The 16,827-nt window shown below is 70.6% G+C and carries 16 protein-coding genes; 9 read left to right on the top strand and 7 right to left on the bottom strand.

The annotated features are described in order from the left end of the window. The first annotated feature begins 68 nt into the window (after positions 1-68). From AB6V29_RS13680 to AB6V29_RS13670, 3 genes are all read left to right on the top strand, one after another. Positions 69-3,143, top strand: coding sequence for an alpha-mannosidase (locus AB6V29_RS13680; RefSeq protein WP_369359319.1), 3,075 nt, complete (start codon positions 69-71; stop codon positions 3,141-3,143). Next, positions 3,140-4,423 (top strand): nitrate/nitrite transporter, encoded by a 1,284-nt coding sequence (locus AB6V29_RS13675; protein WP_369359317.1) that lies wholly within the window; start codon positions 3,140-3,142, stop codon positions 4,421-4,423. Before AB6V29_RS13680 ends, AB6V29_RS13675 begins: the two co-directional genes overlap by 4 nt. A 98-nt stretch (positions 4,424-4,521) precedes the next feature. Beyond that, positions 4,522-4,791 (top strand): DUF6457 domain-containing protein, encoded by a 270-nt coding sequence (locus AB6V29_RS13670; protein ID WP_267788969.1) that lies wholly within the window; start codon positions 4,522-4,524, stop codon positions 4,789-4,791. A gap of 47 nt (positions 4,792-4,838) precedes the next feature. On the opposite strand, the gene AB6V29_RS13665 is transcribed toward AB6V29_RS13670, so the two are convergent. Together AB6V29_RS13665 and AB6V29_RS13660 are read right to left on the bottom strand one after the other, a co-directional pair. Continuing rightward, on the bottom strand, positions 4,839-5,228 hold the full coding sequence (locus AB6V29_RS13665; RefSeq protein WP_267788971.1) for a hypothetical protein: 390 nt from the start codon (positions 5,226-5,228) through the stop codon (positions 4,839-4,841). Positions 5,229-5,368: 140 nt separating this feature from the next. Continuing rightward, a complete protein-coding gene (locus AB6V29_RS13660) occupies positions 5,369-6,550 on the bottom strand; it encodes a citrate/2-methylcitrate synthase (protein WP_369359314.1) in 1,182 nt (393 codons plus the stop codon). 52 nt (positions 6,551-6,602) lie between these two features. On the opposite strand from AB6V29_RS13660, the gene AB6V29_RS13655 reads away from it, so the two are divergent. The 4 genes from AB6V29_RS13655 (at position 6,603) to AB6V29_RS13640 (ending at position 11,440) form a co-directional block, all read left to right on the top strand. Next, entirely contained in the window at positions 6,603-7,685 is a 1,083-nt protein-coding gene (locus AB6V29_RS13655; protein ID WP_369359311.1) for a citrate synthase, read from the top strand. A gap of 196 nt (positions 7,686-7,881) precedes the next feature. Then, a complete protein-coding gene (locus AB6V29_RS13650; RefSeq protein ID WP_369359309.1) occupies positions 7,882-9,390 on the top strand; it encodes a tyrosine-protein phosphatase in 1,509 nt (502 codons plus the stop codon). Further along, a complete protein-coding gene (locus tag AB6V29_RS13645) occupies positions 9,391-10,071 on the top strand; it encodes a class F sortase (protein WP_116239617.1) in 681 nt (226 codons plus the stop codon). Positions 10,072-10,243: 172 nt separating this feature from the next. Next, positions 10,244-11,440 carry an MFS transporter gene (locus tag AB6V29_RS13640; protein WP_369359306.1) on the top strand — a complete coding sequence of 399 codons (1,197 nt, stop codon included), beginning with the start codon at positions 10,244-10,246 and terminating at the stop codon, positions 11,438-11,440. Positions 11,441-11,473: 33 nt separating this feature from the next. Here the strand turns inward: AB6V29_RS13640 and AB6V29_RS13635 are convergent, their stop codons facing one another. Both AB6V29_RS13635 and AB6V29_RS13630 read right to left on the bottom strand, forming a co-directional pair. Continuing rightward, positions 11,474-12,361 (bottom strand): helix-turn-helix transcriptional regulator, encoded by an 888-nt coding sequence (locus AB6V29_RS13635; RefSeq protein ID WP_267788976.1) that lies wholly within the window; start codon positions 12,359-12,361, stop codon positions 11,474-11,476. 43 nt (positions 12,362-12,404) lie between these two features. Continuing rightward, positions 12,405-12,776, bottom strand: coding sequence for a hypothetical protein (locus AB6V29_RS13630; protein WP_369359302.1), 372 nt, complete (start codon positions 12,774-12,776; stop codon positions 12,405-12,407). An 83-nt stretch (positions 12,777-12,859) separates the two neighbouring features. On the opposite strand from AB6V29_RS13630, the gene AB6V29_RS13625 reads away from it, so the two are divergent. Together AB6V29_RS13625 and AB6V29_RS13620 are read left to right on the top strand one after the other, a co-directional pair. Further along, a complete protein-coding gene (locus AB6V29_RS13625) occupies positions 12,860-13,609 on the top strand; it encodes a DUF429 domain-containing protein (RefSeq protein ID WP_369359300.1) in 750 nt (249 codons plus the stop codon). A 9-nt stretch (positions 13,610-13,618) separates the two neighbouring features. After that, positions 13,619-14,692, top strand: a complete 1,074-nt coding sequence (locus AB6V29_RS13620) for a DUF4241 domain-containing protein (RefSeq protein WP_369359297.1) — start codon at positions 13,619-13,621, stop codon at positions 14,690-14,692. 65 nt (positions 14,693-14,757) lie between these two features. On the opposite strand, the gene AB6V29_RS13615 is transcribed toward AB6V29_RS13620, so the two are convergent. The 3 genes from AB6V29_RS13615 to AB6V29_RS13605 form a co-directional block, all read right to left on the bottom strand. Next, positions 14,758-14,958: a hypothetical protein gene (locus AB6V29_RS13615; RefSeq protein ID WP_267788982.1), complete on the bottom strand. Its 201-nt coding sequence runs from the start codon at positions 14,956-14,958 to the stop codon at positions 14,758-14,760. 224 nt (positions 14,959-15,182) lie between these two features. After that, on the bottom strand, positions 15,183-15,611 hold the full coding sequence (locus AB6V29_RS13610; RefSeq protein WP_267788984.1) for a hypothetical protein: 429 nt from the start codon (positions 15,609-15,611) through the stop codon (positions 15,183-15,185). Next, positions 15,596-16,633 (bottom strand): hypothetical protein, encoded by a 1,038-nt coding sequence (locus tag AB6V29_RS13605; protein ID WP_369359293.1) that lies wholly within the window; start codon positions 16,631-16,633, stop codon positions 15,596-15,598. Before AB6V29_RS13605 ends, AB6V29_RS13610 begins: the two co-directional genes overlap by 16 nt. Between the last annotated feature and the right edge of the window lie 194 nt (positions 16,634-16,827).

Here is a 16,827-nt window from a genome sequence, read left to right as displayed (position 1 = left end):
AGCCCCGCAGAACGAAACCCGAACCGCGCAGCCCCGAACCTCGCGCAGCCTTCGAATCGGAGACCACCGTGCACCAGAACCTCACGCTCGTCGAAGAGCGCATCCACCGCGTTCTCACCGAGCGCATCGTGCCCGCCGTCTACTCGGCCCGCGTGCCCGTCGCGTTGCAGGCCTGGATGGTCCCCGACGAGCCGGTCCCGGCATCCGAGGCGCTCGCCGCCGACTACTCGCCCTTCGCCGTCGGCGACAGCTGGGGCCGCGCGTGGTCGACCTGGTGGTTCGAGGTCACCGGCGAGATCCCCACCGACTGGGCCGGCCGCACGGTCGAGCTGCTGCTCGACCCGGGCTTCCAGGGCGACTGGCCAGGCAACCAGGCCGAGGCGCTCGTGCACACCCCCGACGGCGTGCAGGTCAAGGGCATCCACCCCCGCAACCACTACGTCCGTTTGGCCGACGAGGCCGCGGGCGGTGAGCCGGTGCACTTCTTCGTCGAGGCCGCGGCCAACCCCGACATCTTGAAGAACGACTTCGTCCCGACGCCGTACGGCTCGAAGAAGACCGCGCCCGAGGCGCCCATCTACACGTTCCGTACCGCCGAGCTGGCCGTGTTCGAGCCCGAGGTGTGGGGGCTGCAGTTCGACGTCGAGGTGCTCTACCAGCTCATGAAGGAGCTGCCCGAGACCGAGCCCCGCCGCCACGAGGTCATGCGCGCGCTCGAGCGGGCGCTGAACGTGCTGCGCCTCGACGACATCGTCGGCACCGCCGCGGCCGCCCGCGCCGAGCTGGTCGACGTGCTCTCGCGCCCGGCATCCGCCTCGGCCCACCGCCTCTCGGGCATCGGTCACGCGCACATCGACACCGCGTGGCTCTGGCCCATCCGCGAGACCAAGCGCAAGACCGCCCGCACGTTCTCGAACGTGCTCGCCCTCGCCGAGCAGTACCCCGACTTCCGCTTCGCCGCGTCGTCGGCACAGCAGTACGCCTGGGTGAAGGAGCGCTACCCGCACGTGTGGGAGGGCATCAAGGCCGCGATCGCCGCGGGCCAGTGGATCGTCGTGGGCTCGCAGTGGGTCGAGCCCGACGGCAACCTGCCGAGCGGCGAGGCGATGGTGCGCCAGATCACGCAGGGCATGCGCTTCTTCCGCGACGAGCTGGGCGTCGAGACGCACGGCATCTGGCTGCCCGACTCGTTCGGCTACACCGCCGCGTTCCCGCAGATCGCGAAGCTCGCGGGGCTCGACTGGTTCCTCACGCAGAAGATCTCGTGGAGCCAGACGAACAAGTTCCCCCACCACACCTTCTGGTGGGAGGGCATCGACGGCTCGCGCATCTTCACGCACTTCCCGCCGATCGACACCTACAACTCCACGCTCGAGGGCGAGGAGCTGCACCACGCCGTGCGCCAGTTCCGCGACAAGGGCAGGGCGACGACCTCGCTCGTGCCGTTCGGCTACGGCGACGGCGGCGGCGGACCCATCCGCGAGATGATGGAGCGTCAGCGCCGCGTCGCCTCGCTCGAGGGCTCGCCCCGCGTCGAGATCGAGCACCCCGACGACTTCTTCGCCGCAGCCCAGGCCGAGTACCCCGACGCCCCCGTGTGGGTGGGCGAGCTGTACCTGGAGCTGCACCGCGGCACCTTCACCTCGCACGCCCGCGAGAAGCGCGGCAACCGCGAGGCCGAGAACCGCCTGCGCGAGGCGGAGCTCTGGTGGACCGCCGCGGCGCTCACGGGCGCCGAGTACCCCTACGAGGCGCTCGACCGCCTGTGGCAGGGCGTGCTGCTGCAGCAGTTCCACGACATCCTGCCCGGCTCGTCGATCCAGTGGGTGCACGAGCAGAACGAAGAGGACTACGCCGCCGCGCTCGCCGAGCTGGAGCGCTCGATCGCCGAGGCGCTCGCGGCCGCGGGCCTGTCGGCCGCGGTCGTCAACTCGGCGGACCACGCGCGTCGGTCTCTGACCCTGGATGCCGAGGGCACCCCGCTCGCACTGGTGGAGGCGCCGGCGCTGGGCGTGGCATCCCTCGTTCCCGTCGTTCCGGCGCACCCGGTGACCGCGCACCGCGACGGCGAGGACATCGTGCTCGACAATGGCCTCGTCCGGGTGACCGTCGACGCCCGCGGCCTCGTCACCTCGATCGTCGACCTCGCCGAGAACCGCGAGCTCGTGCCCGCCGGCCGCGTCGCCAACCTGCTGCAGCTGCACCAGGACCTGCCGAACGCGTGGGACGCGTGGGACATCGACGCGCACTACCGCTACACCTTCGACGACCTGGATGCCGCTGACGCGGTCGAGCTGCTCGTCGACGGCGACCTGCGGGCCCGGGTCGTCGTGACCCGCTCGTTCGGCACGTCGCGACTGACGCAGACGATCGCCGTGCAGGCCGACGACGTGCGCGTGCACTTCGCCGTCGACCTCGACTGGAACGAGCGCGAGAAGCTGCTGAAGGCGTCGCTGCCGTTCGTTGTGCACGCGCATCACCACAGCGCCGAGATCCAGTACGGGCACGTGCGCCGCGCGACGCACACGAACACCTCGTGGGAAGACGCGAAGTTCGAGGTCATGGCGCACCGCTGGGTGCACGTCGAAGAGCCCGGATACGGCATCGGGGTGACCAACGATGCGACCTATGGCCACGACATCACCCGCACCGTGGGGGCTTCGGGCGAGGTCGAGACCGAGGTGCGCCTGAGCCTCGTGCGTGCGGCGAATTCGCCCGACCCGATCCAGGATGCCGGCCACCACACGTTCGCCTACGCGGTGCACCCCGGGGCCGACATCGCCGCGGTCGTGGCATCCGGTTACGAGCAGAACCTGCCGCTGCGCCGCCCCGTCGTGGAGGGCACCGTCCAGCCGTGGAGCGTCGTGCGCTCGACCAACGAGGGCATCCGGATCGAAGCCGTCAAGCTCGCCGACGACCGATCGGGCGATGTGATCGTGCGTGCGTACGAGGCGCTGGGTCGTCGCGCGGCCACGACGCTGGTGCCCGGGTTCGCCGTGGCATCCGTCTCCGAGGTCGACCTGCTCGAGCGCCCGCTCGGTGCCGACATGGCGCGTTCGCGTCAGCTCGCGCACGAGGGCGACGAGATCCAGCTCGAGCTGCGGCCGTTCCAGGTCGTGACACTGCGGCTGACCCGCGGATGACCCGGAGCGCGACCCCGGCGGCTCCCTGGCGACGGCGCATCGGCGTGCTCGCCGTGTGGCTCGTCGGGGTCGTCGCGTACGTGGTCTCCATCGTGAATCGCACCTCCCTGTCGGCCCTCGGGCTCGAGGCGGCGGATCGGTTCGCGATCACCGCGGCGACGCTGTCGCTTCTGGCCGTCGTGCAGCTCGCCGTCTACGGCGCGCTGCAGCTGCCGGTCGGGCTGCTCCTCGACCGGTTCGGCGCGCGCACCGTGCTCACGGTCGGCATGTTCGTGATGGCCGCGGCGCAGGTGCTTCTCGCAGTCGCCCCGGGCGTGGGCCTGGCGATCGCCGCGCGTCTGCTCATGGGCGCCGGCGAGGCCGCGATCTTCCCCGGCCTGCTGAGGGTCATCGGAATGCGCTTCCCCCGACGCCTCGCGCCGACGGCCGTGCAAGTGACCGGACTACTGGGGCAGTTCGGTCAGATCATCAGCGTCGTTCCGCTCGCGGCCCTCGTCGGTCTGTCGGGGTGGACGTCGGCCTTCCTCGCGGTGGCCGGGGTCACGGCTCTGGTGGGCGTGCTGGTCGTGGTCGTCGTCCACGAGCGCGGGTCGATCGCCGTCGCACGGGAGCCTGTCGGCCGGTCCGTGCGCGCGGCCTGGCGTGCGGCGGGCACCCGTCTGGCGTTCTGGGTGCACTTCGTCACCTCGTTCTCGGGCAACGCCTTCGCGATCCTCTGGGGCTTCCCCTTCCTCGTGGCCGGTCAGGGCCTGGATGCCGCGACCGCGGGCGGACTGTTCACGGTCTACGTCGTCGGCGGTATCGTCTTCGGGCCGCTCGTTGGTGCCGTCTCCGGGAGGTTCCCCCGTGCTCGGACCGCCCTCGTGATCGCTCTCGTCGCCGCGCAAGCGGCGTCGTGGGCGGCGGTTCTGGTGTTTCCCGACCGGGCGCCGCTGCCCCTTCTCGTCGTGCTCGCTATCGCCATGTGCGTCGGGGGGCCCGCGTCGATGATCGCGTTCGACATCGTGCGCGACCACAACCCGCCCGAGCGGCTGAGCACGGCGACAGGGGTGGTGAACGGCGCGGGTTTCCTCTCGAGCATCCTCGTGATCCTGGCGATCGGCGCCGTCCTCACCCTGCAGGCCGGTGGGGGAGAGTTCTCGCTCGCCGCGTTCCGTCTGGCGGAGCTCGTGCAGGTGCCGTTCTGGGCGATCGGGCTCCTCCTCGTGGTGCGCGCGCATCGCCAGGTGACGAGCCGCGGCATCGAGGCGCCCCGCACGGGAGCCCGCGTCGTCGGATAGCGACGGGGCGCTCGGCGCGATCGGATCGCCTGGCACCCGGATGCCACCTTCATCGGCTGTACTCGTGGGACGATCTCCCCACGGCCCGAGGAGGAACCATGACCGAGTCCCGCACGCTGCCCCCCGAAGCGCTGAACGACTGGAGCGCCGCTCTCGCGGAGCGCTTCGGCCTGGCCGAGGGCGACATCCCCATCTCTCTGATCCTCGATCTCGCGCGCGACGTCGCCAACGGTGTCGCCCGGCCGGCGGCGCCGCTCAGCGCATTCGTCGCCGGTCTCGTCGCCGGTCGAGCGGGCGGCTCACCCGCCGACACCGAGGCCGCCGTGGCGGCGGTGGTGCGAATGGCACGCGAGTGGGAGAGCCGCTGAGGTCGGATACCCAGCCGAGTGACCCCGGCGAGCGTCGCCGGCCGGTGTCACTCGAAGAGGCCCGACAGCACGATCGTGCGCGCGCGAGGATCCAGGGCGACGGTTGCGCTGTGGCCCGAGGCGGAGAACAGCTCGTCGAGCGCGGGGCTGCCCTCGAAGGGGCCGGCCGGCAGTTTCGTGCGCATCCCCGATACGACCTCGTGCGGGTGCACGGAGCCGAGGTCTCCCGCCGCCTGCAGAGCGTCGACCTCGGACTGTGGGATGACCGCCACAACGTCGACCCAGTACGTCGTCGGCCCCACGTCGGACGTGCCGGTCGTGCCGCCCATCCACTCGATCGACTCCGCCGACGCGAGCTGCGGGTATCGCGTCGCGATCGGCGCGAGATCGGTGCGCAGGGTGCCGTCCCCCTGCTTCGCCGCCGAGTCGCTCGTCATGTCGTTCCCCCTGGGGTGTTGTGAGGTGGGCGCGCAGCCCGTCATGCTCGCGACCGCGACCGCGAGAAGAGCGATCGCCAGATATCGACGCATCATCTATCGACTTTCGTTCGGTGGGTGAAACGGGCTGAGGCGAGCGATCACGGCCCCACGTACTCCCCGCGGGGCCGCAGCCGCATGGCCGGCTCGGCGTACTCCGCGGCGATGTGCGCGATCCACCCGGCCACCCGCCCCAGCACGAAGATCGTGCTCGCCGCGTCTTCGGGAAGACGGGCTCCGGATGCCAGCGCCGCCAGCGCCAGATCCACGTTGGGCCGCAACCCCGCGCGGTCGGCGACGACGTCGGACAGTCGCCGCACGGCATCCATCGTCCCTTCCCCGTCGGGCAGTGCGGCCAGCAGCGGGAACAGGGCCGTGGCCCGATCGTCGCCCCCGGCGTAGAGCGGATGACCGAAGCCCGGGATGCCGTTGCCCTCTTGCAGTGAGTCGGTCAGCGCCCTCTCGGGTTCCTGGCCACGCCGCACGCGGGTGAGCAAGCGGGCGGTGCGGGTCGCGGCCGAGATGTGCAGCGGAGAATCGGCAGCGCCGAGGGCGGCACTGACAGCGGCGTAGCCGTCGGCACGGGCCGAAGCCGCGACCCGCGCGGCGAAGGTCGACACCGCCAGGTCGTGGTCGATCAGCAGGACGAGTGCGGCGTTGGCGGCGGCGATGGTCGCCGCATCGGTCGGCGGGCCCCACGCGCTCACCAGCGAGCGCGCGACATCGGTGTGCGGGTGGCCGCCGAGGGCGACGGGCAGCCCGGTGATGAGCGACCAGCCGATGCGGTGGGCGGTGTCCGCCGAGGCGTCGTAGCGCAGCGGGTCGTCGGCGGCGAAGCCGGTCACCGCGGCGCGCAGGCGGTCCATCGATCCGGCGTGCAGGGGGAGGGCCTCGACCATCGCGCGGGCGCTGCCGATCGCGGGGTCGGGGGCGTCCACGCGCTCCGCGTCCCACAGCCAGGCCACGACCTCGGCGAAGGGCTGATTCATCAGGTCGCGGGCGCGGCGTCCGCGGTAGAGCAGTTCGTCGTCCTCGATGTCGGCGATGTCGGTCTGCACGATTCCGAGGGGCATGCCGGTCGTGGGGTGCGTCGGCGTCCGCGGCGCCGTGCGTCGGCGGCCCGAGACGAAGGCCTCCACCTCGAGCGCGTCGAACGTCGAGCCGCGGGCGTCGCGCTCGCGGCGGAGAAGTCCGCGCGAGACATACGCGTACACGGTCTCGGCTTTCACGCCGAGGCGCGCGGCGACCTGGGCCGCGGAAAGACGGGGGAGGGGTGCGGTCATCTTGATCCGATCAACGTTGACGCTGAGACCGTCATGTTCGCACACTGAGCGCATGAGCGACCTGATCGATGTGCCCCGCGGACTGAACGGCGTCGTCGCGGCCGAGACGACCATCAGCGACGTCGACGGTGAGGCCGGCGTCTACCATTACCGCGGCTTCTCGGCGGTGGAGCTGGCCCGCACTCGTTCCTTCGAAGACGTCTGGCAACTGCTGGTGGCGGGAGAGCTGCCGGATGCCACGACCCGAGCCACCTTCGCCGCGCGCGTCTCGGCCGCACAGGCCGACCCCGCCCTGCCCGGGCTGATCGCCGCGGTCACGGCCCGCACCGATCAGCCGCTCGCGGCACTTCGCGCGGTGTGGACGCTCGCGGCATCCGCCCGCTCGTCCGCGGCGCTTTACGACCTCGAGTCCGACGCGCGGCTCGACGAGGCGATCGCCTTCGCCGCCATGGCCCCGCTCGCTCTCGCGCCCGGGTCCTCGGGCGGTCGCGGCGTGGTGGCCGACTACCTCGAGCGCGTGACCGGGACGGCTCCCGACGACGCCCACGTCCGGGCGCTGTCGGCCTACCTGGTCGCGGCGATGGACCACGGCTTCAACGCCTCGACCTTCACGGCCCGGGTCATCGCGTCGACGGGGGCCGACATGGCATCCTGTCTCTCCGGCGCGCTCGGCGCGCTCTCGGGGCCGTTGCACGGGGGAGCTCCGGCCCGCGCCCTCGACAGCCTCGACAGCGCGGTCGACGACCCCACCGCCTGGATCGCGGGGGAGCTCGACGCGGGGCGCCGGCTCATGGGCTTCGGGCACGCGGTGTACCGCACTGCCGATCCGCGCTCGGAGCTGCTGCGCGAGGTCGCACGCGGGCTCGGCGGCGACCGCGTGACCCAGGCGCTGGCGTTCCAAGAAGAGGCCGAGCGGCAGCTCGCGCAGCGCCGGCCCGAGCGACCGCTGCACGCCAACGTCGAGTTCTACGCGGCCGTGGTGATGGAGCAATGCGGCATCCCGCGGGCGATGTTCACGCCCACCTTCGCTCTCGCCCGCACGATCGGTTGGACCGCGCACGTGCTCGAGCAGGCGCGCGATCCGAAGATCATCCGGCCGGCGGCGCGGTACGTGGGGCCGGTGCTCGTCGGCTGAGGCGAATCGGGTGCGAGTGCACAGATGAGGGCTTCTCCGCGGATTCATCACCTCCTCAGGACAACATCCTCAGATTCCGTTCGGTACTGGTTCGCTCGCGTTCTCGGATTCGTCACCCGGGGTTGGGACGGTCGCCTTCGGCTCGCCCGCCCACTCGAACGGGTGCCGCCTTCCACCCCCATCTCCGACCCTGAGGATGACAGTGACTACCCGTTCCCGCCGTGTGACATCCGCGCGCTTGCTCTCCGCCACCCTGGCCGCCGCCGCGACCCTCGGCTCCCTCGGCTTCGGTGCGACCGCCGCCCAGGCCGCGACCGACCCGCAGCTGCAGCCCGCCCTGACCGCGCAGGATCACGCAATCACCGATGTGCCCGGCCTCGTCAACGGCCGCGAGCTCGGGTCTTTCGTCGGCGCCGGCGCGCAGATCGTCGATGCTCCGCGTCTGCTTCGCACGGAGTCGCTCGACAAGGTCACCTCTGCCGGCGCTCAGACTCTCGCCAGCAAGTATCACGTCGACCTCGTCATCGACCTGCGCACCCCCGCGCAGGTGTCGGCGAAGCCCGACGTCACGGTCCCCGGCGCCCAGTACGTGAACATCTCGATGTTCGGCAGCGACGGGAACTACAACGACGACACGGCGATGTACCACGACCTCGTCGACAAGGGATATGTCAGCGCCTCGTCGCCCGGCGTCATGATCAGCGCCTACGCCCAGATCCTCCGGCTGATGTCCACCCACACCACCGGGACCGTTCTCATCCACTGCTCGCACGGCATGGATCGCACCGGCACCGTGATGGACCTGCTGTACCGCATCCTGGGGGTCAGCAGCTCCGACATCCTCCACGACTACCTGCTGTCGAACACGCAGCTCGGCGTCACCTGGGCCACTCCCGCGCTGCTGCAGGGCACCTTCGAGGCGGACGTCGCGAACAAGTACGGCGGCCTCGACGCCTACATCTCTCAGGTCATCGGTGTGACATCGGCCGAGGCGACCGCTCTGCGCTCCCGCTTCCTCGTCTCGAACGACGCAACCGCCTCGAGCATCAGCGTCGGGGGCGTCGGCGTTCCCACGGACACCGCCGCCGACACCGGTGGTGCGGTCGTGACCGCACCGATCGCGGCGCTCTCGGCATCCGACGTGCGGGTGACGACCTCGAGCGCTGCGGCTACCTCGACGGTCACCGTGTCGGGCCAGACGGCCACCGTCACGGTGAAGGCCGAAGACGGCACCACGACGAAGACCTACACGATCACCGTCGCTCTCCCCACCATCACGCTCGCGCAGGGAACGAACATCGCGGCAGGCTCGACGGTGCATGTGACCGGCGCGGGCTTCGTCGCCGGGGCAGGCTACGACGTGGTCGTACACTCCACGCCCACGGTCATCGGCCACCTCATTGCCGCCGGCGACGGCTCGATCACCGCCGACGTGACGCTGCCGGCATCGCTGGCGACCGGGGCGCACACGCTGTTCTTGGCGGATGCCAACGGCAACGCCGTGAGCGCTCCTCTGTCCGTGACGGTGCCCGCGGCCACCGCTACCGCCGCGAGCACCGGCTCCTCCGGTCCCTCGGTGGCAACCGGGGGGACGGTGATCGCACAGCCCGCGCCATGGCCGTGGATCGCCCTGGGCGGCCTCGGTCTGGTGCTGCTGGCCCTCGTCGGCGTGACGCGCCGCGCGCGCTCGCGCTTCGGACGCTGAATGAACCGGTTTCTCCGGTCTCTGCGGCGGTGGCGGCGGGGAGACATCCTCGCCGCCACCGCGGTGGCCGCCGCCCTGGGGCTGATCGTGACCGCGGGCATCGCGCTCGGCCCGTTCTTCGCGCCTCCCCCGGCCTCGGCGGGTGACGGTGGCCCCTCGGCGGCGCAGCACGATCTCGCGGGCAATCCCGTGCAGCTCGACGGGCCCGACCCGGTGCCGAGCGCATCCGCGACGCCAGAGGGCGTCGGCAGATTCACCGCACCGTCGGTGGGACTCGACGTCCCGCTCGGAGCCATGAACGTCGTCGATGGCGTCCTGCAGCCGCCCGGCTTCACCTCGGCGTACTGGGTGCGCAACCTCGGGGTCTCGCCCGACCGGGCGGACGCGGGCACCGTGTTCGTCGTGATGCACTCCCTGCGCGGGGGCGGCGTCGGCCCGGGCAACGCGCTCATCGACGTGGACGCAGCCCGGGCGCGGATCGCGGTCGGGGCCGACATCTCGGTCGCCGACGTGCACTATCGCGTCGATCGAACGCAGGTCGTGGACAAGACCGCCATCGGGAGCGACGCCGACGTGTGGGCGAACACCGCGGGCAGGCTTGTCGTCGTCACCTGCCTCCAGCGATCCGACGGTCTCCCCTCGACCGAGAATCTCGTGATCGAGGCCCGGAGAGTCACCTGAACCGAGCGAGGGGCGCCGGAGCCGCCTCTCGGCGGTCTCGCCCGTCGGGAGCGAACGCGGCGGACAGGATCGCGGGCCTCTCGCGAGCACCCGCGCGGAGGCCCGGACGAATGGTCGGATGCCGCGGACGATCGGTCGGGCGAGGGCGGCAGCGCTGAACGAGCATCGGAACATGACCACGACCGCTCCCGTTCCGACCTCGCTCTCCGCCCCGCCCTCGATGCGGTACGGCGGCCTCATCGTCGTGATGCTGCTCAGCTTCTTGCTCGTCACGGCGGAGTTCCTCCCGAACGGCGTCCTCACCGAGATGGCCGCCTCACTCGGCATCACCCCGGGCCAAGCCGGCCAGACCGTCACGGTCACCGCCCTGGCGGGGCTTCTCGTCGCCCCGACCGTCGGGCTGCTGCTTCCCCGGCTCGACCGCCGCACGCTGCTCGTGCTGGCGGCGGCCGCGGCTGCGCTGTCGAGCCTCGTCGTCGCGATCGTGCCGAGCCTGGTGGCCATCCTCATCGCCCGGTTCCTGCTGGGGGCCGCGATCAGCGCGTTCTGGTCGATGTCGATCACGGTCGCGGCACGCCTGTCGAGCCCCGAACGCATCGGTCGCGCCGTCATGTTCGGCTCTGCCGGTCTGTCGCTGGCGACGGTGGCGGGCGTTCCCCTCGGCGTCGCCCTCAGCGAAGCGCTCGATTGGCGGCTGGCGTTCCTCCTCGTCGCCGTGGCGACCGCGGCGGTCGGCATCGCGGTGCGCGCCGTGCTGCCGCCCGTTCCGCCGGCCGCGGCGTCGAGCCTCGGCATCCTGGTCGACACTCTTCGTCGCCGGGGGGTGGCGGGCGGCATGGTCGGCCACGTACTCGTCGTGCTCGGCCACTTTCTCGCGTACACGTACGTGCGCCTGTCGCTCGAGCGCATCCCCGACGTGGAAGCGGGCACCATCGTGCTGCTGCTGGCCCTGTTCGGGGTCGGCGGGTTCGTGGGGAACATCCTCGTCGGGATCATCGTCGACCGCGCCTTAGCGCGTCTGGCCGTCGTCGGTCCGCTGGTCATCGCGCTCGCCGTGGCCACCGTGGTCCTGCTCCCCTCGGCGGTGGGGGCGGTTGCGGCCGCCGTCCTGGTCTGGGGCTTCTTCTTCTCGTCGTGGCTGATCATCGTGAACACCTGGGTCGGGCACCGCATGCCCGACCGCCTCGAGGCGGGCGGCAGCCTCATCGTCACCGGCTTCCAGCTCGCGATCACCATCGCGGCCGGCCTCGGCGGCCTGCTCGTGGACGCCGCGGGAGTCGTGACGGTGGACGCCATCGGCATCCTGCTGCTCGTGATCGGTGCCGTGCTGTTCGGCCTCTCGCTGCGGCGGCGCCCTCGCGCGCGATGACGGCGACGGCCCCGCCGAAGATGCGGCGGGGCCTCAGGGCGTCAGCGAGCGCCGACCGCTGCGCCAGGCCGACGGGGCCACGCCGGTGTGACGGCGGAAGGCGCGGCGGAACCCCTCGTCCGAGGCGTACCCCAGGGCGCGCGAGGTCTCGGAGACGGGCGTCCCCGCGTCGAGGAGGTCTTCGGCTCGGCGCATCCGCACCGCCGTCACATACGACGCGGGTGAAGTGCCGAACACCTCCCGGAAGCGGGCGGCGAACACCGACCGCGACATCGCGCCGAGGGCCGCGAGCTGATCGATCGTCCACTCCTTTCCGGGGTCGTCGTCGACGGCGGCCGCGACACGGGCGAGGAACGGGTCGGCGGTGCGCGGCGGCCACGAGGTCTCGTGCTCTGACGCGGCCCACGCACGCAGCGCCGACAACAGCACCGTGGTCACCATGAGCTTGCAGATGGTCTCGTCGCCCTGGCGGTCGAGCGCGGCACCGGGGGTGGGAATGCCCAGGTGGGCGGCGAGGCCGGCAGCCGCGGGTTCTGCGCGCGCGAAGCCGCTGACGAAGACGACCGGCGGTAGGGCGCGGGTGTGCACCGTCGGAACCACCTCGAGCGGAACGACGGTCACCTCGGCGCCGGACTGCGAAGCCAGCTCGAGCGAGTGGCATCCGAGCGAGATGAAGGCGTCTCCCGTGAGCAGCGTACGTCCGCCCTCCACCGCGGTCGCCGCCCCGGAGGGCGCGTTGACCGAGCATCCCGCTCGCGCGGCGCTGAGGCCGGTGAGCTCGCCGGAGCGCACGTAGACGATCGCGGATTCGCCCTGCGCCAGCGTCGTGCTCTCGCCCATCGACAACGACCGCCGCCACGCACGACCGGGGTGCACGTCGATGTTCGACAGAGCGCTCTCGAGCGCGGCACGCGAGGTCATGAGAGCGGCAACCCCGCTCGTCTCGGCGCTATTCCGAGCGTCGTCAGCCCAACAGTTCGAGCCCGCTGAACAGCCCGATCGTCACAGAGAGAAGACCCGCCGCCACCCCCGCGATGAACCCCGCCGCGGCGAGCTCGCGCGCCATGCGCGCATTCAGGCTAAAGATGCCGCACACGAACGAGATCAGGGCCAGCACCCACATGCCGATCTGGATCCACATCAGGTTGTCGACGTCGGCGATGGCGCTCGCCGTCGCGACGAAGAGGTACCAGGCGATGACGATGACGCCGGTCACGATCGCGACGACGGACGCGATCCTCAGGTCGCCTTTCGGTGTGGGAGGAGCGGGCGGCTCGTCGCGCGGCGGGATGTCGACGGCCGGTTCCAGCGAATCGGGGAGGTCGTCGTCTGCCATGTCTCGATCCTCCCAGGTCGCGAGGCCATTCGGCGAGGTCTTGACGGGCCTCGCCGCGGGCGACCGCGCCTAGGCTCGAGGAGATGAGAACCGTCGGAGTCGACCTCGCCGCCGGAGCCCCCGGCACGGCCCTCGCCGAGATGCACTGGGCCGATGGCGCGGCCCGCCTCACGCGGCTCGAGATCGGGATCCAGGATGCCGACATCGTGGCATCCGTCGCTTCTGGCGACGCGTGGCTCGGGGTGGACTGCCCGCTCGGCTGGCCCGACGCGTTCGTCGACTTCGTGCAGGCGCACCACGCCGAGGCGGACCCCGCGCTCGGCCCGGTCGACGGAGGGGCGGAGTGGCGCCGCTCGCTCGTCTATCGCCACACCGACCACGTCGTGCGCGAACGCATCGGGCGCTGGCCGCTGAGCGTCTCGACCGACCGCCTGGGCGTGACGGCGCTGCGGGGCGCCGGCCTCTTGCGACGGTTGGCCGAGGCCGGGTTCCCGGTCGACCGCGCGGCCGAGGGGCGCCTGTTCGAGGTGTATCCCGGCGGATCGCTGCGCCTGTGGGGCTTCGACACGAGCGGATACCGAGTCGATGCGGCCCGCCGGGCGATCCTGCTCGACGCGCTGACCGAGCGCGCCCCGTGGCTCGACCTCGGCGGATTCGGCCCCCTCGCCGTCGCGAAGGCCGATGCCTTCGATGCCGTCGTCGCCGCCCTGGCCACGCGCGCCGGAGCCCTCGGGTCGTTCGAGCGCCCGGCATCCGCAATGCTCCCCGTCGCCCGACGCGAGGGGTGGGTCGTGCTGCCGGACGGGCCTCTCGAGGAGCTGGCGGCGACCTAGGCTGGCGGCATGTGGGGCGATCGCGGGGCGAAAGCGGCAGACAAGCGCGTGCAGCGCTTCCTCGAGGATTACGACGCGCAGTGGCGGCGTGCAGCGCCAGCCTTCGAGGATCGGTCCACACGGCGCAACGCATTCTCCGAGTGGCGAGAACTCGTCGTCCCGCTGACACGTGATCACGTGGTGGGGGAGCACGTTCGCTTGGACTCCTCGTTCGGTACGCCGCCGAGCTACGGGGTCGCGGTGGAACGGATCGTGCGTTCCGAGGTCGAGGGCGATCGCGCGTTCGTCCTGACCGAGATGATCGACTCGCCGACGCGGCAGAAGCACGAGTACGTTCTCGAGCGCGAAGGGCGCGGGTGGAAGATCAGCGCCATCGAACAGCACTTCGACGACCCCCGCACTCCCTTCGCCGATGCGGCACAGGCCCGGGCGCTCGCCGCCGAGGCGGCACCGGACACCTCTCTCGACGAGGTGCCCGACGAACAGCGAACCCTCGACGAGGTGCGCAACTTCACCGAGCGCTCGGTCGTGCACCGGCGCAGCGGAGAGGAGTCGGAGGTACGCGTCTCGCCCGCGGGAACCCTGGTGACGACGTCGGGTGTGCTCGCCGTGCTCGACTTCGGATACGACAACGACGACGCGCGACCCCTGGCCCGCAGCGTGGCCCCGGGGGCGTACCCGGTCGAAAGAGTGACCGGTTTCGGCCGCAACGCCGCCCTGCGGGTGCGTTTCAGCGATCGGATGCCGGTGACCTGGCATCCCGCCGATCTGCCGTCCGGCCCGGGGCACTTCTTCGGCGTCGACGCGGGCTGCGCGTGCATCGTCGATCTTCCCGCGTACGCGACCATGAGCCGGCGGGCCAAGGCCGCGGCCTTCACCGAGTACATGTACGCGCCCTCGCCGAGCGTCCAGGAGGTCGGTCTCGGGCCGTCCGACGTGGGCATCGTCGCGGAGTCCGGGTACGGCGACGGTCAGTACCCGGTGTACTGGGGGATCGACGAGACGGGCGCGGTCGCACAGCTCGTCGTCGACTTCCTGGTGCTCGTCACCGCGGACGAAGAGGGGAACCTGCGGCACCTGTGAGGCGACCGGCCGCGTGATGGTGCGGCCGGCCTCTTGCGGTCGTCTCGCAGGGGCCGTTGCGTTGCTCAGATCGAACTGCGCCGCTGACTCAACGCGGCAGCCGGAGCCGCCGCGATGAGCGCGGCGATGAGGAGCAGGGCGCCGGTATCGCCGTGAACGGTGAGCATCGCGAGCCCTGACAAGCCGAGGACCAACACGGAGGTCCACAGGAGGAACACCGCTGCGGCACCCGTCCAGACCGGTTGCTGATTCAGATCGGTTCGCACGGTGCCTCGCCTTCGGGCTCTCGTAGAGGAGGAGGTGTCGCATATCGACGCGGCGCCTTCGCCGATCGCCGCTCGATACGGGCCAGCATAACCGGGGCCAGGTCCCCCGAATGGGGGACATTGTGCGGCGAGTCGCGGAGCGGTATAGGCGAGCCGTGATGCCGTTCCGCCCGGCCCGTCGGCTAGTTCCGGGCATGCTGCCCACAACGAAAGTTGGAAGCGCCTTACTCGGACGTAGCGGTGCTGTCGAAGTATTCCTGCACATCGGCTCTGTCGCCTTCGCTGAGGGAATGCCCGACGTACTCGATCACGATCCAGTTCGACCGGTAGGAGCCAGACGACGTGGCGGCGAACGCTACCGCATCGTCAATGCTGCTGAACTTCCGGTACGACGCATACGTCGCGCTGTAGCCCTGAACGCACCCAGCAACGTCACGGCAGAGCTTCTCGGTCGCCTCCTCGTAGCCGTTCAGCGCGCGAAATTGCGAGCTGGAGTGAGCGAAGTCGCCGAGGTTAATGTCTTGTCGGGTGTCCCGGGTTGCCATCATGACGAGGAGAACGGCCAGCATCGCGGTGATCGCTACGCCAGCAGTCACACCCGTAGCAATCAGCGCGGCGCGCTGTGACCTGACTCGATTCACGGCCAGTTGCACTTGTAGGGGAAGGCGCCGCCGTCGATACGCCAGTTCAGTCTGTTCGCCCTATAGCCCTCGAGATCCCATGAAGGTCCGCCACTAGCGGGCGTGTACGCGCCGAGAACGTGACACTGGTACTGCTGATAGTAGGTCGACCTGCCGCCCAAGACTTTCGCCTTACTGACGGCTTCGGCCCATCCAGCACCGTTGAGGATCAGCTGCCCCTGGCCCCAACCCTGGACCCCAGCCTGGATCATGCGGCCCCAGGGAGATGTGACCAAGGAGACGTTTGCGATGCCCCGCGTGTATCCGGAAATCCAGACACTGTCGAACAGCCGTTGCCCAGCCCATGGGTCGGCCACGATCGGGTAAGCGAACGAGCTGGAGCTGTGATCGACCACCTGACGCAGCGTCGACCCGTCAATCTCGTAGTGCGTGGGTACCGCTCGTCCTTCCGCGTCGACCGCCCACGCCGGCGCGACGCCGAGCGCAAGCTCGTCGCCAATCGTCGCGCTGACAAAGCCCGATGCGTCGAGAGTGAGCCTCGCGGTGGCGGGCAGAGTCAGGTGATAGGCGTAGCTGGACGGTGCCGATTTGTCGCTAATGATGGTTGTGATCTGAACGGAACCGTCGTCCTTCAGAACCGGCACGGTGGTGAAGCCGTTGTCGCTCTCGAAGCTGACGACAGCGTCGGCTACGCGCTCCCCCTCTATCGGGCCACCAGGGCTCGGCATTTCGATCTCGACGTCGCCGATCTTGATCGGTTCGTCTGACGTGGCGGGTATGACGGTCGTTGTGTCACCGCTGTCCATCGACAAGCTGCCGTCGATGGCGGTCTCGACCGTGCTGGCGTCCGCAACATCGTTCAAAATCTCTTGCGCGGCAGTGCCGGTTTCGGCCGCGGTGCTTGTGACCGACTGAAGCGTGTCCAACGTCGGGGGCGGGTCTCCGTCATCGGCGTTCGCGGCGTTCGGTAGCAAGGCAAGCATCATCGTGATGGTCGCAGTTGCCGCACGGCAGGTCCAGTGTTTGCTGATCAAAGTTCCCCCCGGAACGTTCGAGCCTCACCGGTCCCCCCGGCACTGCGAACGTAGCGTTCGACGAGTTCTTTTCGCAAAACGAACATTTCTGCGTTTCGGGGGAGAGGGTCCGGCCGGCGGCCGGCGACCTCGAACAAGTGCTTGGTGTAGTGGGCTGGTCAGATCTCGCGGAGTCTTGCTCGCCCCGGAGAACG

The sequence above is a fragment of the Microbacterium sp. 20-116 genome (assembly GCF_041079415.1).
Classification (GTDB): domain Bacteria; phylum Actinomycetota; class Actinomycetes; order Actinomycetales; family Microbacteriaceae; genus Microbacterium.
This window is presented reverse-complemented; position numbering and strand designations above follow the sequence as displayed.